This is a genomic window from Rhodococcus sp. 06-221-2 (assembly GCF_002258365.1).
Classification (GTDB): Bacteria; Actinomycetota; Actinomycetes; order Mycobacteriales; family Mycobacteriaceae; genus Rhodococcoides; species Rhodococcoides fascians.
This window is the reverse complement of record NZ_NOYJ01000030.1, coordinates 167126-189465: the sequence shown is the minus strand read 5'-3', so window position 1 is coordinate 189465 and position 22340 is coordinate 167126. Positions and strand designations below refer to the sequence as shown.

At 64.9% G+C, this 22340-nt stretch carries 19 protein-coding genes and 1 other RNA gene; 9 read left to right on the top strand and 11 right to left on the bottom strand.

Features of this window, described 5'->3' with window-relative positions; genetic code table 11:
• The first annotated feature begins 10 nt into the window (after window positions 1–10).
• The 5 genes from CH281_RS17055 to CH281_RS17035 all read left to right on the top strand — a co-directional run bounded on the left by CH281_RS17055 (window position 11) and on the right by CH281_RS17035 (window position 4144).
• On the top strand, window positions 11–589 hold the full coding sequence (locus CH281_RS17055) for a TetR/AcrR family transcriptional regulator (protein ID WP_230591473.1): 579 nt from the start codon (window positions 11–13) through the stop codon (window positions 587–589).
• Window positions 590–618: 29 nt separating this feature from the next.
• Window positions 619–1989 carry an MFS transporter gene (locus tag CH281_RS17050; protein ID WP_094695344.1) on the top strand — a complete coding sequence of 457 codons (1371 nt, stop codon included), beginning with the start codon at window positions 619–621 and terminating at the stop codon, window positions 1987–1989.
• A gap of 25 nt (window positions 1990–2014) precedes the next feature.
• Window positions 2015–2454, top strand: an RNA gene (gene rnpB / locus CH281_RS17045) — RNase P RNA component class A.
• Window positions 2455–2513: 59 nt separating this feature from the next.
• On the top strand, window positions 2514–2696 hold the full coding sequence (locus CH281_RS17040; RefSeq protein ID WP_027497419.1) for a hypothetical protein: 183 nt from the start codon (window positions 2514–2516) through the stop codon (window positions 2694–2696).
• A 2-nt stretch (window positions 2697–2698) separates the two neighbouring features.
• Complete coding sequence (locus CH281_RS17035) at window positions 2699–4144, top strand: RNB domain-containing ribonuclease (protein ID WP_256983667.1); 1446 nt, start codon at window positions 2699–2701, stop codon at window positions 4142–4144.
• Here the strand turns inward: CH281_RS17035 and pip are convergent.
• From pip to CH281_RS17015, 4 genes are all read right to left on the bottom strand, one after another.
• Complete coding sequence (gene pip / locus CH281_RS17030; RefSeq protein WP_032368132.1) at window positions 4134–5090, bottom strand: prolyl aminopeptidase; 957 nt, start codon at window positions 5088–5090, stop codon at window positions 4134–4136. The genes CH281_RS17035 and pip overlap by 11 nt on opposite strands.
• 1 nt (window position 5091) lies before the next feature.
• A complete protein-coding gene (locus CH281_RS17025) occupies window positions 5092–5541 on the bottom strand; it encodes a hypothetical protein (protein ID WP_045841259.1) in 450 nt (149 codons plus the stop codon).
• Between the two features lie 41 nt (window positions 5542–5582).
• Window positions 5583–6434, bottom strand: a complete 852-nt coding sequence (panB, locus tag CH281_RS17020; RefSeq protein ID WP_094694901.1) for a 3-methyl-2-oxobutanoate hydroxymethyltransferase — start codon at window positions 6432–6434, stop codon at window positions 5583–5585.
• A 143-nt stretch (window positions 6435–6577) separates the two neighbouring features.
• Entirely contained in the window at window positions 6578–8302 is a 1725-nt protein-coding gene (locus tag CH281_RS17015) for an NAD+ synthase (RefSeq protein WP_094694899.1), read from the bottom strand.
• Between the two features lie 83 nt (window positions 8303–8385).
• Between CH281_RS17015 and CH281_RS17010 the strand changes: the two genes are divergently transcribed.
• The 3 genes from CH281_RS17010 (at window position 8386) to CH281_RS17000 (ending at window position 14583) form a co-directional block, all read left to right on the top strand.
• Window positions 8386–9951, top strand: coding sequence for an alpha/beta hydrolase (locus CH281_RS17010; protein WP_094695342.1), 1566 nt, complete (start codon window positions 8386–8388; stop codon window positions 9949–9951).
• Between the two features lie 101 nt (window positions 9952–10052).
• Window positions 10053–11393 (top strand): type I glutamate--ammonia ligase, encoded by a 1341-nt coding sequence (gene glnA / locus CH281_RS17005; RefSeq protein ID WP_027497412.1) that lies wholly within the window; start codon window positions 10053–10055, stop codon window positions 11391–11393.
• A gap of 142 nt (window positions 11394–11535) precedes the next feature.
• Entirely contained in the window at window positions 11536–14583 is a 3048-nt protein-coding gene (locus CH281_RS17000; RefSeq protein ID WP_032382797.1) for a bifunctional [glutamine synthetase] adenylyltransferase/[glutamine synthetase]-adenylyl-L-tyrosine phosphorylase, read from the top strand.
• Here the strand turns inward: CH281_RS17000 and CH281_RS16995 are convergent.
• The 5 genes from CH281_RS16995 to glnA (CH281_RS16975) all read right to left on the bottom strand — a co-directional run bounded on the left by CH281_RS16995 (window position 14580) and on the right by glnA (CH281_RS16975) (window position 19828).
• A complete protein-coding gene (locus CH281_RS16995; RefSeq protein WP_032390995.1) occupies window positions 14580–15563 on the bottom strand; it encodes a glycine betaine ABC transporter substrate-binding protein in 984 nt (327 codons plus the stop codon). The genes CH281_RS17000 and CH281_RS16995 overlap by 4 nt on opposite strands.
• Entirely contained in the window at window positions 15563–16348 is a 786-nt protein-coding gene (locus CH281_RS16990) for an ABC transporter permease (protein ID WP_027497409.1), read from the bottom strand. Before CH281_RS16990 ends, CH281_RS16995 begins: the two co-directional genes overlap by 1 nt.
• Complete coding sequence (locus CH281_RS16985; RefSeq protein ID WP_027497408.1) at window positions 16345–17541, bottom strand: ABC transporter ATP-binding protein; 1197 nt, start codon at window positions 17539–17541, stop codon at window positions 16345–16347. The genes CH281_RS16990 and CH281_RS16985 overlap by 4 nt, the downstream gene beginning before the upstream one ends.
• Complete coding sequence (locus CH281_RS16980) at window positions 17534–18184, bottom strand: ABC transporter permease (RefSeq protein WP_027497407.1); 651 nt, start codon at window positions 18182–18184, stop codon at window positions 17534–17536. Before CH281_RS16980 ends, CH281_RS16985 begins: the two co-directional genes overlap by 8 nt.
• A gap of 207 nt (window positions 18185–18391) precedes the next feature.
• Window positions 18392–19828, bottom strand: a complete 1437-nt coding sequence (glnA, locus tag CH281_RS16975; protein WP_032368128.1) for a type I glutamate--ammonia ligase — start codon at window positions 19826–19828, stop codon at window positions 18392–18394.
• Between the two features lie 169 nt (window positions 19829–19997).
• On the opposite strand from glnA (CH281_RS16975), the gene CH281_RS16970 reads away from it, so the two are divergent.
• Window positions 19998–20462 (top strand): RDD family protein, encoded by a 465-nt coding sequence (locus CH281_RS16970; RefSeq protein ID WP_032370280.1) that lies wholly within the window; start codon window positions 19998–20000, stop codon window positions 20460–20462.
• Window positions 20463–20499: 37 nt separating this feature from the next.
• On the opposite strand, the gene CH281_RS16965 is transcribed toward CH281_RS16970, so the two are convergent.
• Together CH281_RS16965 and lipA are read right to left on the bottom strand one after the other, a co-directional pair.
• Window positions 20500–21255, bottom strand: coding sequence for a DUF4191 domain-containing protein (locus tag CH281_RS16965; RefSeq protein WP_027497404.1), 756 nt, complete (start codon window positions 21253–21255; stop codon window positions 20500–20502).
• A 61-nt stretch (window positions 21256–21316) separates the two neighbouring features.
• Entirely contained in the window at window positions 21317–22330 is a 1014-nt protein-coding gene (lipA, locus tag CH281_RS16960) for a lipoyl synthase (protein ID WP_176457962.1), read from the bottom strand.
• Window positions 22331–22340: the final 10 nt, after the last annotated feature.

The window sequence follows — 22340 nt, the reverse complement described above, 5'->3', positions numbered from 1 at the left end:
ACTTGGCGGTATGGCGCAGAGAGGACGGATGACAGGCCCGGAACGACGGCAGCAAATACTGCGGATAGCGGCAGACGAATTTGCATCGTCCGGACTGCACGGCGGTTCGACCGACAGGATCGCCCGCGAAGCAGGGATCACCCAGGCCTACATCTTTCGAATATTCGGAACCAAGAAGGCACTCTTCTCCGAGCTGGTGGTCGCCTCGTTCGACCGTGTGGCGGATGGGATGCGCGAGGCCGCAGGTACTGCCACCGGTCAGCAAGCGTTGGCCTCGATGGGGGAGTGCTATTACGCCATGCTCGAGGATCGAACCTCACTCTTGCTGCAGCTGCAGGGGATCGCCGCGTGTGGCGACGAAGAGGTGCGCGACGCCGTTCGAGAGGCGTTCGGCCGGATGTGGAACACCGTCGTAGAGGTCACCGGTCTCGATGCGGTGACCGTCAAAGCGTTTCTGGCGTTCGGCATGCTGCTCAACAGTGGCGCGGCCCTGCAGATTCATGACGTCGACCAACCCTGGGCGAACGGAGTGGGCACTCGTATCCACGCCGGATTGTTCGACCACATCACGAGCGAGACGAACCGTTGATCTCCGGCTCCGAGCACGACGAATCACGAATGCTCGTGCCTTCTCTGTTGTTCCTCGGAGTCGTCGTCGCCGCTGTCGGTAGCCTCGGTGCCCCGCTGATCACCAGCGTCGCAACCACTTTCGACGTCTCCCTCTCCAGTGCACAATGGACGTTGACGTTTGCTTTGTTGACCGGTGCCGTCACGACACCGGTGCTGGGCCGCCTCGGATCGGGTCCGCATCGACGGGCAGCAATCCTCGGGACGCTGGGCGTCGTCTCGGCCGGAGGCATTCTGACCGCACTGCCGCTGTCCTTCTCCTGGCTGCTCCTCGGCCGCGCAGCCCAGGGAGTGGGACTGGCCCTGACTTCGATGCTGATGGGTGTGGTGCGAGATCATCTGTCCGACAAGCGGTCCGGATCGACCATCGCTTTGTTGTCGGTCGCGTCTACTGCGGGTGTCGGTGTGGGCTATCCCTTGTCGGGGTTTCTGGCCGAGCACGGCGGTCTCCGGCTCGCATACGGATTCGGTGCTGCGATGACGGTCATGGCGTTTGCCGTTGCTCTGCGAGTTGTTCCTGCCTCGACGCGCAAGCGCGCGACCCGCATCGACGTTCCGGGTGCGGTGCTGTTAGCGCTCCCTATCGCCTTGGCGCTCGTTCTCATCAGTGAGACCGCGCTGTGGAGGAGCCGCCCTTGGACGGCGGGGGTGCTGGCTGCAATCGCGGTCGTCGCTGCGGGCATGTGGGTGCTCGTCGAACTGAGAAGCTCGGCACCGCTCGTCGATCTTCGGTTGTTTCGTCACAGGGCCGTGGTCGGAGCGAACGGCGCAATGTTTCTCGGCGGCATCGGAATGTATCTGCTGCTGACCCTCGTTACGCGCTACGCGCAGACGCCTTCCGGTGCCGGATACGGTTTCGGCCTCGACGTGTTCGCGGCGGGCCTCGTCCTGGTTCCGTTCTCGGTGTTCGGATTTCTCGCCGGCAAGCTGGTGCCCAGAGTGCTGCGTCGGGTGGGGGCAGGCAGCGCGCTGACGGTCAGCGCACTGATCGTTGTGGTGGCTCTCGCCTTGTTCGCCGGTACCCGCGCCGGCGTCGTTGAACTCTGTGCGGTGATGGCGATTCTGGGTTTCGGAGTCGGAAGCTTTTCGGCCGTGCTGCCGGCCGTCGTGCTGCCGGTGGTGCCCTCCTCGGAGACCTCGAGCGTCATGAGTATCAACCAGGTGGTGCGCAGTGTCGGATTCTCTTTCGGAAGCGCGATCGGTGGTCTGGTACTCGCCGCCGGAACGCGTCCGGGCTCCACCTTCCCCGGAGAGGATGCTTACACGGCCGCCGCCTGGGTGGGGGTGGTCGTCACCGCTGCCGCGGCCATCGTGAGTGCCTCTGTTCTTCATGGCCGGGCAATCGCCGGGCATCCGACGTGAGGCGGGTAGAGTACGCAATCGCGAACGAGTTGGCTGGACGGCTGCGGCTCGAAGTACCGACGGACAGGTTCCGTTCCGCTTCGGGCCGAGGAAAGTCCGGACTCCACAGAGCAGGGCGGTTGTTAACGGCAACCCGAGGTGACTCGCGGGACAGTGCCACAGAAAACAGACCGCCTGCGGTTCGGTTCTTCGGGATCGAAGCGCAGGTCAGGGTGAAACGGTGCGGTAAGAGCGCACCAGCATCCCAGGTGACTGGGATGGCTAGGTAAACCCCGCCCGGAGCAAGGTCGAAGGCTGCACCGCGCAAGGGGTGCAGCTGCGCAGGTGCTCGAGGGCTGCTCGCCCGAGCCTGCGGGTGGACTGCTCGAGGTACCCGGCAACGGTGTGCCCAGATGGATGGTCGTCTATTCGATCTCGCGAGAGCGGGTCGATGCACAGGATCCGGCTTACAGGCCGACTCGTTCGCACTCCAATTTTTCGCGCGGTACACCTGCGGCGTGGCTGTATGGGGCACACTGGAAGTCATGACCGACGACGACAGCTCCTGGTACTACGACATCAGCACCAAGCAGGTTGTGCAGGGCAAGGAGACCAATGCCCTCGACCGCATGGGTCCGTATCCGGACAAGGCCACCGCAGAGCAGGCGCTGAAGATCGCAGCCGCCCGCAACAAGGCCGCCGACTCCGACGACGACTGGAACAACTGACGGTGCTGCTCACCCGGCTGAGGGCTCCGAACTTCGATTTCGAGTCCATCAGATCCGAGTTCGGTCTGTCCGATGTCTTCGACGCAGACGTGATGCGCGAAGCGATCGAAGCCCGAGACCTGCACGCCGACAGCAGAATCGACCGCACCGACATTCCTTTCGTCACCATCGACCCACTCGGCTCGAAGGATCTCGATCAAGCGGTGCACATCGAGAAGACGGCCAACGGCTTGGTGGTGCACTACGCGATCGCCGACGTGGGTGCGCTGGTGATGCCGGGGGGAGCGCTCGACGTGGAAACCCGCCGACGCGGCCAGACGTACTATCTCCCCGACGGATCTGTTCCGTTGCACCCGCGTGAGTTGTCGGAGGGCTCGGGAAGCCTGTTGGAGGGACAGACTCGCTGCGCTGCGCTGTGGACCATCGAACTCGACGACGTCGGTGAAGCCGCGGCGTGGACCGTCACCCGGGCGCTCGTGCGATCGACCGCGCGTCTCGATTACACGGGAGTGCAAGCCGACTTCGACGCCGGCACACCGCACCCGTCGATCGCTGCCCTTGCCGAATTCGGACACCTACGGGCGGAGGCAGCGAGGCGTCGAGGAGCCATCGACATCACGCTCCCCGAGCAGGAAGTGGTTCCGGACGGCCGCGGTTGGCGAATCGTTCTGCAACCGCGAACAGCAGTCGACGGCTGGAACGCCGAGGTGTCCTTGCTGACGGGCATGTGCGCAGCCAGAATCATGCTCGACGCCGGAATCGGCATCGTACGCACGCTTCCGCCCGCACCGCCCGAGGCCGTCGAGACCCTGAAGAAGACCGCGAACGCACTCGGAATCGAGTGGCCCGCCGGAGCATCCGCCGGCGCGGTACTCGCCGGCCTGCCCACCGACGAACCGTCGACCCTGGCGATGATGACTCAGGCCACGGGATTGCTTCGGGGAGCGGACTATTCGGCGTTCGACAGTCGGACCCCGAACTCGACCATCGATGCACCCGGCACCGACGATTCCGTCGAACACTCGGGTATCGGAGCGCCGTACGCCCATGTGACGGCCCCGTTGCGACGGCTGTCGGATCGGTTCGCCACCGAGGTGTGTCTGGCCGTGGTCGCCGGTGTGCCCGTCCCCGAGTGGGCGGCGCAGGCGCTGCCGGAGCTACCGGCGATCATGCGTGGATCGGATTCTGCAGCATCGAAAGTGGACCGAGCCTGCATCGATCTGACCGAAGCGCACGTGCTCGAAGATCGCGTAGGTCATACGTTCGACGCAGTGGTGCTGCGCGGTGCCGAGGGCAAGCGTGACGCCGAGGTGCTCGTGTCCGAACCGATCGTCATGGGCAAGTGCGACGGCGAGCCGCCTGCGGGGGAGTCGGTGAAGGTCCGATTGACTCGGGCCGACACCGACTCGCGCACAGTCCGATTCGACTATCCGTCTGTCACGGCCTGAAGCGGTCGGTCGCCTCGACCAGGTGGTGGACGATGCCCGGCTCGGCCGCAGAATGGCCGGCATCGTCGACGATCACCAGATCTGCACTCGGCCAGGCCTTGTGCAGTGCCCACGCGCTCGTGGCCGGGCACACCACGTCGTAGCGGCCCTGCACGATCACACCAGGAATACCGTCGAGCAGGTGCGCGTCGCGTAGCAACTGGTTCTCTTCGAGGAAGCACCCGTTGCGGAAGTAGTGATTCTCGATTCCGGCGAAGGCGCGAGCGAAACGCGCATCCGAATTATGCTGTACAGCATCGGGTTTCGGGAGCAGGTAACTCGTCGCTGCCTCCCACGACGACCACGCCACCGCGGCCCGGGTCGCGGCAGCGTCGTCCTCGGACATCAACTGTCGGTGATATGCCTCGACCAGATCCCCGTCTCGTTCGCCTTCCGGAATGGGGGCGAGAAACTCCTCCCACAGGTCCGGGAAGATGTGTCCGGCACCGCCGCGGTAGTACCAGTCGATCTCCGACGGCCGGACGAGGAAGATTCCTCGGAGCACGAGTCCTCGCACCCTCTCGCGATGCGTCTGTGCGTAGGCCAGCGACAACGTGGAGCCCCAGGATCCGCCGAACACCAACCAGGTGTCGATGTTCAGGTGCTCGCGGAGTTTTTCCATGTCGGAGATCAAGCGATCGGTGGTGTTGACCGACAGATCTGCCCCGTCGGCAATATGTGGGGTCGACAGCCCGCAGCCTCGCTGATCGAACAACACGATGCGGTAGACCTGCGGATCGAAGTAGCGACGCTGCAGCGGATTGGTGGCACCGCCGGGACCGCCGTGCACGAACACCACTGGTTCGCCATCGGGGTTGCCGGAGATCTCCCAGTAGATCTGCTGCCCTTCGCCGACGTCGAGGTGACCGGTCTCCACGGGCTCGATCTCCGGGTACAAGGTGCGCATCCTAGAAACCGACCAGACCGGAGGCCAGATCCGGGATGTCGAGGGAGCGGATGGCCTCGTCCCGCACGTCCGAGCACGTTTCCTTCGTGATGTCGTCGACGAGCGCGCGATTCTGCACCACCTGGAGGTTGATGACGCCGCTCTGCGCAGCCCAGGTCTGCACCAGAATGTTCAGACCGCCGCGACCGAGAGTGGGGCCCTGCACGCGCCAATTCGACAGCTGCGCCTCGAGATCGGTGCACAGCTGCTGCTTCTGGGCATCGGTGACAGCCGCTCCCGCAGGAGTCGTCGTCGCCACCGTCGTGCTCGGAGCGGTCGTCGTGGTCGACGACGAACCGGTATTGGTCGTGTCGGTGCTGCATGCCCCCACTACGGCGAGAAGCGCAGCCGCACCGACCAGTGCGACTGCGCTTCGTCCTGCAATGGACGTCGTACCCCGTCTGATTGTCATGGCCCGAGTGTGCCATCCGAACCGGGATCAGACGACGACGGTCAGTAGCTGTGTTCGGGTCCGGGGAAGACTCCCGAGCGCACCTCGGACATGTACGTGGTGGCTGCGGTGCGCAGCGAATCACCCACGTCGGCGAACTTCTTGACGAACTTGGCGGTCTTGCCGTTGGTGTATCCGGCCATGTCCTGCCACACGAGAACCTGAGCGTCGCATTCGTTGCCCGCTCCGATGCCGACCGTCGGGATCGTGAGCTTGCGGGTGACCTGGCCGGCGATGTCGGCGGGGACCATCTCCATGACGACGGCGAACGCACCTGCCTCCTGCACGGCGATGGCGTCGGCGACGAGTTGTTCGGACGCGTCACCGCGACCCTGAACGCGGAATCCGCCGAGGGTGTTGACGCTCTGCGGGGTGAATCCCACATGGGCCATGACGGGGATGCCGGCAGCGGTGATGGCCGCGATCTGCGGTGCGACCCGCTCGCCGCCCTCGAGCTTCACCGCGCCCGCGAGGCCTTCCTTCATGAAACGAACAGCGGTTTCGAGGGCCTGCTGCGGTGAGGCTTCGTAGGTACCGAAGGGCAGATCTGCGACGACGAGCGCGTGCGGTGCGCCGCGTACCACTCCACGTACGAGAGGAAGCAACTCGTCCATGGTGATCGGCACGGTGGTGTCGTAGCCGTACACGACGTTGGCCGCGGAGTCACCGACGAGAAGCACAGGCACGCCGGCTTCCTCGAAGATGCGGGCGCTGGAGTAGTCGTACGCCGTCAGCATTCCCCAGCGCTCACCCTCTGCCTTCATCTGCAGCAGATGGTGGGTACGGGTCTTGCGGGTCAGCGCGGTCGCCTGGGATTCGGTGGACGAACCGCCGTACACAGCATTTTCGGACATCTTTGTCCCTTTCTGGTCCTCGAGGCCCGCGCGGCGGGTCCCCGGGATGGGGTGTGATGACGTGACCAGTCTGCCACCGCCCTTCCGTCGCAGGAATGCTGGTAGGGAGTGCAATTTGTCACAGTCGAAGCAACAGCCGATCGTCACATCGGGGGCTCGGACGCGCCCGTCCCGACCGTGATCGGCATCCGACGATCGCGCCCGAACGCCCGCGAGGTGACCTTGGTGCCGATCGGATACTGCCGCCGCTTGTATTCCGCTGTGTCCACCTTGCGCACGATGTCCGCCACGACGGTCGCGTCGAAACCCGCCGCGACGATGTCTGCGACGCCCTGATCGTGGTCGACGTACCGAAACAGGATGGCGTCGAGGGTGTCGTAGTCGGGCAGTGAATCGGTATCGAGCTGACCCGGCCGAAGCTCGGCCGAGGGCGGCTTGTCGATGCTCGATTCGGGGATCGGCGGGACGTCTCCGCGGTCTATCGCGGACTCGTTGCGCCATCGCGCCAATCCCCAGACCAGCGTCTTGGGCACGTCCTTGATCGGTGCGAAGCCGCCGACCGCGTCGCCGTAGATCGTCGAATAACCCACCGCCAGTTCGGACTTGTTCCCGGTGGCAAGGACCAGATGACCGAAGGTGTTGGACAGCGCCATCAACACGATTCCCCGGCATCTCGACTGGACGTTCTCCTCGGCCACGCCGGTCAGGTGCAGCTGGTCCACGAAGCCGGCGACCAGCTGGGAAATCGGTTCGGTTCGGAAGTGAATGCCGGTGCGCGCGGCGAGATCCTCGGCATCGATGCGTGAATGCTCCGAGGAGAACTCCGAGGGCATCGACACTGCGTACACCGCGTCAGCGCCGAGGGCATCGACGGCGATGGCGGCGACGACCGCCGAATCGATTCCACCGGACAGACCGAGGGTGACCGCACGAAAGCCGTTCTTGTGCACGTAATCTCGTAGCCCGGTCACCAACGCGCCCCACACCTGTTCCTCGGCGCCGAGGGGCTGAGCCAGGTACGGCTCGGTACGCTGCCAGCCGCTGATCGCCACGTCGGTCAGAGCGACGCGATCAATAATCCAGCCCGCCACCGCGGGGGAGTCCGCGACCGGATCCGTGGGGGCATCCACGTCGACGATCAGCAAGTGCTCGACGAATTGCGGAGCCCGGCCCCACGTCGAGCCGTCGGGACCGAGCACGAGACTTCCCCCGTCGAACACCAGCTCGTCCTGACCGCCGACCGCGTTCACGTACGCGATGGGGGTCCCGATCTCGGTGGCTCGGCGCTGGACGACAGAGTGACGAATCGTGTCCTTCCCCTGCTCGAAGGGGCTCGCGTTGAGGCACAGCAGTAGATCGACTCCGGCCGAGGCGTAGGCGGCAACGGATCCACCGGGTTGCCAGATGTCCTCGCACACAACGAGTCCGAGTCGCACGCCGTTGACCGTCACGATGCTCAAACGGGAGCCGGGCGCGAAATAACGTGCCTCGTCGAACACCCGGTAGGTGGGCAATGAATGCTTGTCGTACCGAGCTGCGACCCGGCCGTCGACGATCACCGCCGCGCTGTTTCTCGAGCCCTCGACATCGCGGTCGAGATACCCGACCACGACGATGCGATCGCCGCACCCCGCTCGGTCCAGGGACTCCGCCAGCCCCGTCAGTGCCCGCGCCGATGCCGCGGCGAACGACGGATTCAACGCCAGATCCTCGACCGGATACCCGGTCAGGGCCATCTCCGGAAACACGACCACGTTGGCACCGTCATGGGCGGCACGGACGGTCCATTCGACGATCGCCGCCGCATTCGCTTCGAGATCGCCGACGACGGGATTGATCTGGGCGAGGGCGAGTCTGAGGGCCTGCACCGTGTAGACGCTAGTGCTCGACGGCCGTCCCTGCCGGGCAGCGAGAATGGAGTGTGGCCGGAAAGACCTGGCACGATCGACTCATGAGAACGCGCACCACGACGTCGGTCGTGGCACTGTCCGCAGTCGCCCTCGTCCTCGCCGGCTGCTCCGCGCCCGGGCCCGGTGCCGACCCCGATCCGTCCACCGCGTCCGACTCCACGTTCTCGGCTCCGGCCGGTCCTGTTCCTGCGGGGCTCGAGGCGTTCTACACCCAGAATCTGCAGTGGGAATCGTGCGAGTCCTACAACACGGATGGGTCCGAACTCGGCGATGCAGTCCAATGCGCCCGAGTGACCGTGCCACTCGACTACGCCGATCCGGGCGGCAAGACCATCGACATCGCGATCTCTCGCACTCAGGCGACGGGGGAGAAGATCGGGTCGATCCTGATGAACCCGGGCGGTCCGGGGTCTTCGGGGCTCTACCTCGCCGAGCAAGCCGACGGCACCCCGATCGCCGACAGGTTCGACCGAATCGGATTCGACCCACGTGGGATCGGGGCCTCCGAACCCGAAGTGCGCTGCCTGACGTCCGAGGGAGTCGACGAAGAGCGTCGGGAACCGGACGTCGACGTCAGCCCAGAGGGGATCGCCGCCACCGAAGCCGATCATCGTGACTACGCGGCGCAATGTGTCGAACGCACCGGGGCCGACGTGCTCGAACACGTCGGCACCCGCGAAGTCGTCCGCGACATGGATGTCATCCGCGGAGTGCTCGGCGACGAGAAGCTCACCTACGTCGGGTATTCGTACGGGACACGCATCGGTACCGCCTACGCCGAGGCGTTCCCGTCGAACGTCCGGGCCATGGTGCTCGACGGAGCACTCGATCCCGACCAGTCGCCCGTCGACGAGGCCGTCGCCCAGGGTGCGGCGTTCCAGACCGCGTTCGACCAGTTCGCTGCGGACTGCACGCAGACGGATACCTGTCCGCTCGGCACCGATCCGTCCCAGGCCGTGGCGCAGTTCCGGACATTGGTCGACCCGCTGGTCGGCACGCCCGCCGACACCACCGATCCGCGCGGACTGAGCTACGACGACGCGATCACCGGAGCGCAACAGGCGCTGTATTCACCGCAGCTCTGGCGCTTGCTGCGAGCCGGACTGAGCGAACTGCGAGAGGGCAGGGGAGACACACTGCTGCGCCTCGCCGACACCTACTCCGGACGTCTCGAGGACGGTAGCTACACCAACATCGACGACGCGTTCAACGCCGTCCGATGCGTCGACGGCCCGCCGACCACCGACCGGGGGGAGGCCGACGAGGCCGACGCCAGGTTCCGAGCGGCAGCGCCGTACCTCGACGACGGCCGCTCCACCGGGAACGCGCCGCTGGATCTGTGTGCGTTCTGGCCGGTGCCGAACACAAGCGAGCCCCACATCGTGGAGGCGGAGGGGCTGCCCACGCTGGTGGTGGTCTCGACGACGAACGATCCGGCGACGCCCTACCAAGCGGGCGTGGAACTGGCCGACCAGCTGCGCGGCGACCTGGTCACCTACAACGGCACCCAACACACGGTGGCGTTCTCGGGAGTGGAGTGCATCGACGATCCGCTGACGAACTACCTCGTGGACCTCGTCCCACCAGGCGAAGGGCTGGTCTGCTGACACGTACCTCACCGGGCGCGCGGTGAGCGGAGAGTTCCACGAAGTGAGACTGAATTCACGATGTAACACAGATTTAACTCCGTTTGCTTACTCTCGCGTTCATGGATCGTCAAAAGGAATTCGTGCTCCGGACTCTCGAAGAGCGCGACATTCGTTTCGTCCGCCTCTGGTTCACCGACGTCCTCGGGTACCTCAAATCGGTGGCCATCGCGCCCGCTGAACTCGAAGGTGCATTCGACGAGGGAATCGGCTTCGACGGCAGCGCCATCGAAGGATTCGCCCGCGTCTCCGAGGCCGACACCGTCGCCAAGCCGGATCCGTCGACGTTCCAGATTCTGCCGTGGTCGACCAGCAAGGGTCACCAGCACTCTGCCCGCATGTTCTGCGACATCGCCATGCCCGACGGCTCGCCGTCCTGGGCCGATTCGCGCCACGTGCTGCGTCGCCAGCTGAGCAAGGCTGCCGACCTCGGATTCAGCTGCTACGTGCACCCCGAGATCGAATTCTTCTTGCTCAAAGACGCTCCCCAGGACGGCTCACCGCCGACCCCGGCAGACAACGGCGGCTACTTCGACCAGGCCGTGCACGACTCGGCTCCGAACTTCCGCAGGCATGCCATCGACGCGCTCGAGTCGATGGGCATCTCGGTCGAGTTCAGCCACCACGAGGCAGCGCCGGGCCAGCAGGAGATCGATCTGCGGTACGCGGACGCACTGTCCATGGCCGACAACATCATGACCTTCCGCTACGTGGTCAAGGAAGTCGCCATCGAAGAGGGCGTGCGCGCGACGTTCATGCCCAAACCGTTCAGCGACCAGGCCGGCTCGGCGATGCACACACACATGAGTTTGTTCGAGGGCGACGCCAACGCCTTCCACAACCCGGACGATCCGATGCAGCTGTCCGAAACCGGCAAGTCCTTCATCGCCGGCATCCTCGAGCACGCCAACGAGATCAGTGCCGTGACCAACCAGTGGGTCAACTCGTACAAGCGTCTCGTGCGTGGTGGCGAAGCCCCGACCGCTGCATCCTGGGGACCGGCCAACCGGTCGGCATTGATTCGTGTGCCCATGTACACCCCGAACAAGGCGTCGTCGCGACGCGTCGAGATTCGTAGCCCCGATTCGGCCTGCAACCCGTATCTCGCGTTCGCGGTGCTGCTCGCGGCAGGCCTGCGCGGAATCGAGAAGGGATACACCCTTCCTCCCGAGGCCGAAGAAGACGTGTGGGCATTGACCTCCGCGGAGCGTCGCGCCATGGGCTACAAGGAACTGCCGGGCAACCTCGACCAAGCGCTCAACGCGATGGAGGGTTCCGAGCTGGTCGCAGAAGCACTGGGCGAGCACGTGTTCGACTTCTTCTTGCGCAACAAGCGTCGCGAGTGGGAGGAATACCGCAGCCACGTCACGCCGTACGAGCTGAGGGCATACCTCGGTTTGTAGAGCAGCGGGGTCTGTAACGACCCACCGCTGCCATGGGCTACGTTCTAGTCGATCCCGAATGTAGGTTCGATGCCGGCGTGGGCACCCTCGCGTCGCATTACTGACGACGAGGTATATCTGTGGCACCCCGAGGTGGATTCTGATGGTGCGTCCTCCCACTTCCAGGTCGGTCGTACCCGGACCTGGCCGCCTCGGTCTCGTCGAGGAGACTGCGCCGTCCGATCTGCGCACCCTGGGCTGGACGGGCGAAGAGAGTCTCGAGCTGCTGTGGTCGCTCTCGCGTGCCCCCAACGCCGATCTCGCACTGCGCACGCTGGTGCGCATGTACGAGATGCTCGGCAGTGGCTGGGCCGAATTCGACACCGCACTGCGTAACGACAAGGGATTCCGCGGCCGCCTCCTGGGACTCGTCGGCGCGTCCAGTGCACTCGCCGACCACCTCGTTGCCGACGACACCACCTGGCGGTTGTTACTGACCGCGGAAGGTCAGAGCAGCGGTGTGTCGGCGAAGATCCAGTTGCCCAGCAAGGCAACGCTGGTCGCGGAACTGCTCGAGGCCGTCGGGGCCGAGCCGGAGACCGGGCCCAATGCCGCACCCGATCTGTACCGGGCGTCCGTCACCGGCCCGCCCGCCGTGATCGCCCTGCGCAAGAAGTACCGCGACCAGATCATGGTGTTGGCCGCCTACGACCTCGCCGCGACCGTCGAGAACGAACCGGTCCTGCCGTACACGGTGGTGGGAGCTCAACTGTCCGACATGGCAGACGCGGCGCTCACTGCGGCTCTGTCGGTGGCGGTGGCGACCGTGTGCCCCGATGCCCCGTGTCCGACGCGGCTGGCCGTCATCGCCATGGGCAAATGCGGTGCGCGCGAACTCAATTACGTCTCGGACGTCGATGTCGTGTTCGTCGCCGAGCCGGCGGACTCACAGGCGAGTCGGATCGCCGGCGAGATGATGCGCATCGGGTCCTCGGCGTTCTTCGAGGTCGACGCTGCGCTTCGCCCCGAAGGTAAGCGCGGCGAGCTGGTTCGCACGCTCGACTCGCACGTGGCCTACTACAAGCGCTGGGCCAAGACCTGGGAGTTCCAGGCCCTGCTCAAGGCTCGGCCGATGACCGGCGATATCGCCCTCGGCAACGATTACGTCGATGCCGTCAATCCGATGGTGTGGCTGGCCAGTCAGCGTGAGGACTTCGTGCCCGAGGTCCGCGCGATGCGGCGACGGGTCGAGGAGATGGTGCCGACCGAGCTGCGCGAACGGGAGATCAAACTCGGACGCGGCAGTCTGCGCGACGTCGAATTTGCCGTCCAGCTCCTGCAATTGGTGCACGGCCGAACAGACGAGTCGTTGCGCGTACTGGGCACGACCGATGCCCTGACGGCTCTGACCGAGGGCGGGTACGTCGGCCGTGACGACGCCGCGAATCTGACCGCGTCCTACGAATTCTTGCGATTGATCGAGCACCGACTGCAATTGCAGCGGATGCGCCGCACACACACCCTGCCTCCACCGGACGACGAGGAAGGTCTGCGGTGGCTCGCGCGTTCCGCGCACATGCGCCCCGACGGTAACCGCGATGCGCTCGGTGTGCTGAACGCCGAGATCAAGCGCAACGCGCAGCGCATCCGTCGGCTGCACGCCAAGCTCTTCTACCGACCGTTGCTCGACTCGGTGGTCAAGTTCGACTCGGAGACAGTGCGTTTGACCCCCGACGCGGCGACGCGTCAGCTTGCCGCGCTCGGGTACGCGACGCCGCAGAATGCGTTGGGCCACCTGCGAGCGCTGGTCGGTTCCGGTACCCGCCGCGGTCAGATTCAGGCCGTGCTGCTGCCGACGTTGCTCGAATGGCTCGCCGACACACCGGATCCCGACGCCGGGCTGCTGAACTACCGACGGCTCTCGGAATCGGCCGGCGAGCAGACGTGGTTCCTGCGAGTGCTGCGCGACGAGGGTGCGGTGGCCCAGCGGCTGATGATCGTCCTTGGATCCTCGGCGTACGTGCCGGATCTGCTGATCAAGGCCCCCGAGGTCATCAGGTTGTTCGCCGACGGGCCGACCGGCCCGCGCCTGCTGGACGCCGAACCCGAAGAGACCTACCGCGCGATCCTGTCGTCCTCGGCTCGCTACGAGGACCCGGTTCGGGCGATCAATGCCGCCAGGGCTCTGCGCCGCCACGAACTGGCCCGGGTGGCCTCGGCCGACATACTCGGCATGCTCGACGTCCCTCAGGTCTGCCGGGCGTTGTCCTCGGTGTGGGCCGCAGTGATCAACGCGGCATTGGCGGCCGCCGTGCGGGCGAGTGAGAAGGAGCGCGGCGAGCCGGCACCGGCGACCCTGGCCGTCATCGGCATGGGACGCCTCGGCGGCGGCGAACTCGGCTACGGAAGCGACGCCGACGTGCTGTTCGTCTGTGAACCGGTGGACGGCGTCGACGAGACCGTTGCGGTCAAGTGGGCCAACACCATTGCCGATCGCATCCGGAAACTGCTCGGAGCGCCGAGCACCGACCCGCCTCTCGAAGTCGACACCGGCCTCCGCCCGGAAGGTCGCAACGGCCCGGTGGTGCGCACGCTGTCGTCCTACGCCGCGTACTACGCCCAGTGGGCTCAGGCCTGGGAGGTACAGGCTCTGCTGCGTGCGCATCAGGTGGCGGGAGATCAGGACCTGGGCATCCGCTTCCTGCTGATGGCCGACAAGGTTCGCTACCCCGAGGGGGGAGTGTCCGCCGACGCCGTCCGTGAAATTCGGCGTATCAAGGCGCGGATCGACTCCGAACGTCTCCCCAAGGGAGCCGACCCGGCCACCCACACCAAGCTCGGACGCGGGGGACTGGCGGACATCGAGTGGACCGTACAGCTCATCCAGCTCCGCTACGCACACAAGGTCGAGTCACTGCACAACACCTCGACGCTGCAAACTCTCGACGCGATCGGCGCAGCCGAGCTGATGAGTGAGACCGACATCGAGTTGCTGCGCGAAGCGTGGATCCTGGCGACCAAAGCGCGCAACGCGCTCGTCCTGGTTCGCGGTAAGCCGACCGACCAACTGCCGAGACCGGGTGCCGTCCTGTCCGCCGTCGCACAGGTGGCGGGGTGGGAGAACGGCGACGCCGGGGCATTCCTCGACAACTATCTGCGCGTCACGCGTCGGGCCAAAGCGGTCGTGGAGAGGACGTTCGGAGGGCTCTAGTCGCTGCCCGCGGTGACGAAGCCCTGCTCGACCATCCAGTCACGTGCGACGTCCGCGGGTTCCCGGCCGTCGATGTCGACCTGCTTGTTCAACTCCGAGATCGCTTCGTTGGTGAGCGCAGCGGAGATGGGCGCGGTGACCTCGGCTATCTCCGGATAGCGATCGGCGATCTCCTGCCGCACGACGACAGTCGCGTTGTACCGCGGGAAGAACGCCTTGTCGTCCTCGACCACGGTCAGGTTAAGGCCCTTGATTCGGCCGTCGGTGGTGAACACCTCACCGAAGCGGCACTGCGAACCGTCCGCAGTTGCCTGATAGATGACGCCGGTCTGCAGAATCTGCACCGAGATCGCGTTGGCGTCGAAACCGTACGTGGCGGCGAGGCCGGGGAGTCCGTCCTGGCGACTGTTGAACTCGGTCTCGACGCACAGCGACGCGGCGGCGGGATCTCGGTTCACCAGAGCGGCGTAGTCCGACAGCGTGCGCACGCCGGTTTCCTGCGCGACCTGCTGATTCATGGCCAGCGCGTAGGTGTTGTCCATCGGCGCGGGATTGACCCAGTCGATGCCGTTGGCCTTGTCGGCGTCGCGCACTGCCTCGAACTGTTCCGTGGCATCGGGAATGGGCTTCTCGTTGCCCAGGTAGTTGATCCACCCGGTTCCGGTGTACTCGTAGGCGAGGTCAACCTGGCCGTTCTGCATCGCGAGTCGAACGCTCTGCGAGCCCACGATGTTGGTGAGGTCTCGAACGTCGGCACCGGCTGCGCTGAGCGCGAATTCGAGGATGTAGCCGAGGATGATCTGCTCGGTGAAGTCCTTCGATCCGACGGTGAACTCGGCACCTTCGAGCCCCTCGAGCGGAGTGATGCTGCCGGCCTCGACCGACAACGGCATCGCGCCGCCGGACTGCAATCCGCACCCCGTCAGCGCGAGAGCGGTGGTGGCGCAGAGCGCTGCGAGTCGTCGGGTGGTGCGCCGCATCAGCGGAGTCCTTTCGGTCCGAGGTAGGCCTCGGCGAGTGCGCCCAGCCAATCCACCAGCAGCGCCAGTGCTACCGCGAGAACGGCACCCACGACGAGAATGAGTGGTTGGTTGAGCTTGTAGCCGGTGTCGATCAGCACGCCGAGCCCGCCTGCCCCGACCAGAAAGCTCAGAGTTGCGGTGCCGACGGCGAGCACGAGCGAGGTGCGCAGACCCGCCAGGATGAACGGAACCGCGAGCGGAAATTCGATGCGGCGCAGAATGCCCATGTTCGACATGCCCTGTCCGCGAGCGGCATCGATGTAGTTCGGCTCGACTGTCTGAAAGCCCAACATGGTGTTGCGCAGAACGGGGAGCAACGAATAGAACGCGATCGGGAGAACGCCGGTCCAGAAACCCGTTGCGCCCGTCCACAGGAACAACAACACCAGCAAGCCGACGGCCGGTGCGGCCTGCCCGATGTTTGCGATACCGATGAACAGTGGTGCAGCTTTGCGATACCCGTTGCGAGTCAACAGAATTCCCAGAGGCACGGCGATGACGAGCACCAACGCGGTGACGACGAACGTGATCAGCACATGCTCGAGAACCCTGGTGGAGATCGTGCTGATGTTGATCGTCTCGGCCTGCGTCGCGGTGAGGTCTCTGGTCAACGCGTAGACCAACAGAATCGCCACGATCACCAGCACCAGGGCCGGCTGGATGAGAAGACGAATTCGCTCGGCGCGCTTGGCAGTACGCGCGGCGTCCTTGGTCTCGTCGCCGGTATCGGCGAGTGTCGTCACGACGGAGTCCCAGCAGCTTCGCGCGGCTCGTCGTGATCGTTCGCGTGTTGCGACCGCAACGACTTGATGGTGTCGATCAGCACGTCGATGGTCACGGTGCCGACGTACTCGCCGCGATTGCCGGTGACGGTCGCCGTCGCATTGCCCTCGGACAGTAGAGCTTCCAGAGCATCCTGCAGGGTCGACTGGGTCGACACCAGTTCTCCCATCGGCACCCCGACGTCACGGAGGCTCCCCACACCCGCGAGGTGGCGTCGATCCGTCCACCGAATCGGGCGTCTACGGGAATCGACGATGATTCCCCAGGCTTCGGGATCCGATCCCAGCGCGGAGTTCATCGACTCCACCGAGTCGTCCTCGCCGAACACCGGCACGTCGGACAGCTCGATGTCGCGTACTCGCATCAACGTCAGCTGCTTCAACGCGGCTCCGGCTCCGACGAACCCGGCCACGGTGTCGTCGGCCGGGTTGGCGAGCACCGCCTCGGGGGTGTCGTACTGGAGGATCGTGGACTGGTTACCGAGCACGGCGATGCGGTCACCGAGCTTGACCGCCTCGTCGAAATCGTGCGTGACGAAAACGATGGTCTTGCCCAATTCTGCTTGCAGACGCATCAATTCGTCCTGCAGCAACCCGCGGGTGATGGGGTCGACGGCACCGAACGGTTCGTCCATCAACAGCACCGGGGGATCGGCGGCAAGAGCGCGTGCGACTCCGACGCGTTGCTGCTGACCGCCGGAGAGCTGCCGCGGATAACGCTGGCGATAGACCGCCGGATCGAGGCCGACGAGGTCCAGCATCTCGTCCGTGCGGTCGTCGATTCGCTTCTTGTTCCACCCGATGAGACCCGGCACCATCCCGACGTTCTGCGCAATCGTCATGTGCGGGAACAGGCCTGCCTGCTGAATGGAATAACCGATGGTGCGGCGCAATTCGTTCGGATCGATCGACAGTGCGTCCTTGCCACCGATCGTGATGCGGCCCGATGTCGGCTCGATCAGACGGTTGATCATGCGCATCGTCGTCGTCTTGCCGCAACCGGACGGCCCGACGAGTACGACGACCTCGCCCGCGGGGATGGTCATCGACACGTTGTCGACGGCAGCGAGCTTCTGCCCCGGGTAGCTCTTGGTCACGTTCTCGAGCACGATTTCCGCGCCGGAGACATTCGATGTACGGGTCGAGTCACTCACGGATACCCCTCGAGGTGGTCAGTTTGCCGATCAACACGTAGATCCCATCGAGGATCAACGCCAGCAGGACGATCAGGACAGTGCCGGTCAGAGCCTGCGGTAGAGCTGTGGGGCTACCCACGCGCGCGAGGCCCGAGAAGAGGAGGTTGCCGAGTCCGGGACCCTTGGCGTACGCGGCGATGGCGAGAATGCCCATGGCCATCTGCGTACTGACGCGCATGCCGGTGAGGATCGACGGCCACGCGAGTGGGATCTCGATGCGGCGCAACACCAGAGCGCGGCTCATTCCAATTCCGCGAGCCGCGTCGGCAACGGCCGGATCGACGGCTGCCAAGCCCACCACGGTGTTGCGGATGATGGGGAGAAGCGAGTACAGAACAAGTGCTGTCACAGTGGGTTTGACGCCCAGACCCAGCACCGGAATGAGAACTCCGAGCAGTGCGAACGACGGGATGGTGAGAACCGTACTCGCCAGGGCCGTCGCGACTGCGGAGCCCGCAGGGCTTCGGTACACGAGCACACCGATCGCCACCCCGATGACGGTTGCAATGACGACACATTGAATGACGGCCGACACGTGGAGATACGAATCGATCGCCAACTGCCTTCGCCGCCCGACAATGAAGTCCCACAGAGCGTCCATGCAGTTGTAGTCCTCTGTTCGGCTGAGCGCGGATGCTTTTCTGTACCCCGTCGTTACCCATTCAAACGTCAGGTGAACCCTTTTGCAGCGAAACGACGAAACGGCTTCGGCGACAAGCCCATTCGAACCGCGAACGCCCGACCGGGTCAGCCCGGTCGGGCGTTCGTGGACTATCGACGGGTCACCGGCGAAAAATGACCCGAGAACTCACACGTCGTAGTAGAGCGAGAACTCGTACGGGTGCGGACGCAGGTTGACCGGAGCGATCTCCTGCTCACGCTTGAGCGAAATCCACGTCTCGATGAGGTCGGTGGTGAAGACGCCACCCTCGGTGAGGTAGTCGTGGTCGGCCTCGAGACGGTCGATGACCGCGTTGAGCGAGGTGGGTGCCTGAGGAATGTTCTTGGCTTCCTCGGGCGGCAACTCGTAGAGGTCCTTGTCGACCGGAGCCATCGGCTCGATCTTGTTCTTGATTCCGTCCAGGCCCGCCATCATCTGAGCGGCGAAGTTCAGGTACGGGTTGCCCGAGGAGTCCGGCGCACGGAACTCGAGGCGCTTGGCCTTCGGGTTGTTACCGGTGATCGGGATACGCACTGCCGCAGAGCGGTTGCGCTGGCTGTAGACCAGGTTGATGGGGGCTTCGTAGCCCGGCACCAGGCGGTGGTACGAGTTGATCGTCGGGTTCGTGAAGGCCAACAGCGACGGAGCGTGGTGCAGAATGCCGCCGATGTAGTGACGTGCCAGATCGGACAGTCCGGCGTATCCGGCCTCGTCGTGGAAGAGGGGCTTACCGTCCTTCCACAGCGACTGGTGCACGTGCATGCCCGAGCCGTTGTCGCCGAACAGTGGCTTCGGCATGAAGGTTGCCGACTTGCCGTTCTGCCAGGCGGTGTTCTTGACGATGTACTTGAACAGCTGCAGATCGTCCGCCGCGCGGAGCAGCGTGTTGAACTTGTAGTTGATCTCCTGCTGACCGCCGGTGCCGACCTCGTGGTGGGCACGCTCGAGCTCGAAGCCTGCGTTCTGCAGGTTGGTCGAGATCTGGTCGCGCAGGTCGACGTAGTGGTCGTACGGCGCGACGGGGAAGTAGCCGCCCTTGAAGCGAACCTTGTAGCCGAGGTTGGGGCTGCCGTCGGCTTCGGTCTCGGCTCCGGTGTTCCACCAACCCGAGGACGAGTCGACCTCGTAGAACGCGCCGTTGGCCTGCGAATCGAAGCGAACCGAATCGAAGATGTAGAACTCGGCCTCGGCACCGAAGTACGCGGTGTCGGCAATGCCGGTGCTGGCCAAGTACTCCTCGGCCTTACGAGCAACGTTGCGCGGATCGCGGCTGTAGGCCTCACGCGTGAACGGGTCGTGGACGAAGAAGTCGATGTTCAGCGTCTTGGCGTTGCGGAACGGGTCGACCTGAGCGGTGGCGTAGTCCGGCAGCAGGATCATGTCGGACTCGTGGATCGACTGGAAGCCGCGGACGGACGAGCCGTCGAACGCGAGGCCGTCTTCCAGGGTGTCGGCCGTGAACGCCTTGGCAGCGATGGAGAAGTGCTGCTGTGCACCCGGCAGATCCGTGAATCGGATGTCGACGTATTCGATTCCTTCATCTGCGATGAACTTGATGACCTCTTGGGCCGTGGAAAACGCCACGCTTTTGCTCCTTAGTTGAGAGTCCGTCGAACTGACGGTATGGACTCGGTGTTGCCCGCCCGTCAAGCTCGTGTTTCGCCCGTGTTACACGTCGTGGTTCACGGTTGGCACGAACAACAGTACGTCCACCCGTTTTTCCGCGCGCCCGACCGCGCCTATCCTGGGAATCATGGCACGAATGACAGGGTCCTGGTTGTCCGGACCGGCGGCCGCGAACCCACGACCGCCGCAGAACTTCCGTGGGGAACAACTCGGTCTGCCCGCGCGGGGCGTCGGCGCACTCGCCGGAACCGGTCGTAGAGTCCTGGCGTTGCTGCTGGACTGGACGATGGCCACCGGTGTGGCGTCGCTGATTCTCGGCGGTTACACCACCAGCGGACTGATCTCGACGATCGTGCTGGCCGTGTGGTTCGTCGTAGGAATCGCGAGCGTCTCGCTGTTCTCGTTCACCCCGGGGCAGTTCATCGTGGGAGTGCAGGTGGGACGCATCGACGCCCATGCGCGAGTCGGTTTCGTCCGGGCATTGGTGCGGCAGCTCATTCTGCTGTTCGTCGTCCCGGCCGTGATCACCGACATGGACGGCCGGGGAATGCACGACCGCGCAACGGGAACAGCCCTGCTGCGGACCCGCTGAGGGGTCGACGCACCAGGGCTGTCGGTCGAAATACGGGTCAGCGACGCTTCATGGTCCGCTGAACGCCCTTCATCTTGGCCCCACCGGGAATCGGTCCCTTGGGCATTGCCGGGCCACCCTTGGTGCCCAACGCGGCCAGCCGGGACTCGATGGTGTCCATCCGCTTGCCGTCGATGTTCTTCGGCAGCTTCGACAGATACTTCTGCAGACCCGACAGTGGAATCTGGTTCTCCCCGTTGCCGACGATGATGTCGTAGATCGGAGTATCGCCCACCAGCCGGGCGGTCTTCTTCTTCTCCTGGGCCAGGAGGGTCTTCACACGCTGCGGGGCACCCTCGGCAACGAGAATCACTCCGGGCTTCCCGATCACCCGGTGCACTGCGTCGAGATGCGTGGTGCCTGCGATGGCATTGGTGACACGCCACGATCCCTGAAGATTGTCCAGGGCCCACGCCGCAGCACCGGCCTGACCGTCGGCCTTCTTGTACACGGACTTCTGAACCCGCCGGCCGAAGATGATGAACGCGACCAGCACGCCCAACAGGAGACCGATGGGGAGAAGGAACCACTGGAAGCCGAAGGCCAGACCGATCAGGAAGCCGATCAGCCCGAGACCGACCACCGCTCCGATCATCAGCGGAAGGAGAGCCTTGTCGTCCTTACGCTGCATCTGGAACGCCTGCCACAACTGGCTGCGCCGTTCCTTCGATGCCTGCTTGCGGGCTGCCTTGGCAGCCGCCTTTGCTTCCTTGCTGGGCTTTGCCGCTTTGCCAGCTTTACTGCCGTTCGCCATACCTCACAGGATACGGCCTGTGCCGACGCTCACGTGCATCGCGCCACGTCGAGTGGAGCGATCAGCGAGGAGCCAGCCGAGCCATCAACGAGCTGGCCTCCTGAGAAGCTTCGCCGCCGTCGGTGAGGTGGCTCATGCTCTCGGGCAGTTCGCGACCGTGGTGTGCCATGGCCTGCGCGTAGAGGCGTCCGGCGCGGTACGAGGAGCGGACCAACGGGCCGGCCAGCACGCCGGCGAACCCGACCTCGGTGGCGTAGTCGGAGTGCTCGACGAACTCCTCCGGCTTGACCCACCGCTCGACGGGGTGGTGCCGCGGTGACGGTCGCAGGTACTGGGTGATCGTCAGGATGTCGCAGCCCGCCTCGTGCAGGTCGCGAATCGCTTCCTGGACTTCCTCGGGAGTCTCGCCCATGCCGAGAATGAGATTCGACTTGGTGACCAGACCGTCGTCACGCGCGGCGGTGATGACGTCCATCGACCGCTGGTACCGGAATGCGGGACGGATGCGCTTGAAGATGCGCGGCACGGTCTCGACGTTGTGGGCCAACACCTCCGGGCGGGAGGAGAACACCTCGGCCAGCTGATCGGGCTTGGCGTTGAAGTCGGGGATCAGCAGCTCGACGCCGGTGTTGGGGTTGAGCTTCTTGATGTACCGGACGGTCTCTGCGTAGAGCCACGCACCACCGTCTTCGAGGTCGTCGCGGGCGACTCCGGTGATCGTGGAGTAGCGAAGACCCATGGCCTGCACACTCTCCGCCACGCGGCGAGGCTCGTCGCGATCGAGATCCTCGGGTTTGCCGGTATCGATCTGGCAGAAATCGCATCGACGGGTGCATTGTTCGCCGCCGATGAGGAAGGTCGCCTCGCGATCTTCCCAGCATTCGTAGATATTCGGGCAGCCGGCTTCCTCGCACACCGTGTGCAGACCCTCACGCTTCACAAGACCCTTGAGCTCGGTGTATTCCGGGCCCATCTTGGCTTTGGTCTTGATCCAGCTGGGTTTGCGTTCGATGGGGGTCTCCGCGTTTCGGATCTCGAGGCGGAGCAGCTTGCGTCCTTCTGGGGCCACAGTCACGTCAGCAATG

Coding starts and splice junctions, on each gene's coding strand:
- CH281_RS17055 (WP_230591473.1), top strand. CDS start 11: ATGGCGCAGAGAGGACGGATGACAGGCCCGGAACGACGGCAGCAAATA.
- CH281_RS17050 (WP_094695344.1), top strand. CDS start 619: ATGCTCGTGCCTTCTCTGTTGTTCCTCGGAGTCGTCGTCGCCGCTGTC.
- CH281_RS17040 (WP_027497419.1), top strand. CDS start 2,514: ATGACCGACGACGACAGCTCCTGGTACTACGACATCAGCACCAAGCAG.
- pip (WP_032368132.1), bottom strand. CDS start 5,090: ATGCGCACCTTGTACCCGGAGATCGAGCCCGTGGAGACCGGTCACCTC.
- CH281_RS17025 (WP_045841259.1), bottom strand. CDS start 5,541: ATGACAATCAGACGGGGTACGACGTCCATTGCAGGACGAAGCGCAGTC.
- panB (WP_094694901.1), bottom strand. CDS start 6,434: ATGTCCGAAAATGCTGTGTACGGCGGTTCGTCCACCGAATCCCAGGCG.
- CH281_RS17010 (WP_094695342.1), top strand. CDS start 8,386: ATGAGAACGCGCACCACGACGTCGGTCGTGGCACTGTCCGCAGTCGCC.
- glnA (WP_027497412.1), top strand. CDS start 10,053: ATGGATCGTCAAAAGGAATTCGTGCTCCGGACTCTCGAAGAGCGCGAC.
- CH281_RS17000 (WP_032382797.1), top strand. CDS start 11,536: ATGGTGCGTCCTCCCACTTCCAGGTCGGTCGTACCCGGACCTGGCCGC.
- CH281_RS16995 (WP_032390995.1), bottom strand. CDS start 15,563: ATGCGGCGCACCACCCGACGACTCGCAGCGCTCTGCGCCACCACCGCT.
- CH281_RS16980 (WP_027497407.1), bottom strand. CDS start 18,184: ATGGACGCTCTGTGGGACTTCATTGTCGGGCGGCGAAGGCAGTTGGCG.
- CH281_RS16970 (WP_032370280.1), top strand. CDS start 19,998: ATGGCACGAATGACAGGGTCCTGGTTGTCCGGACCGGCGGCCGCGAAC.
- CH281_RS16965 (WP_027497404.1), bottom strand. CDS start 21,255: ATGGCGAACGGCAGTAAAGCTGGCAAAGCGGCAAAGCCCAGCAAGGAA.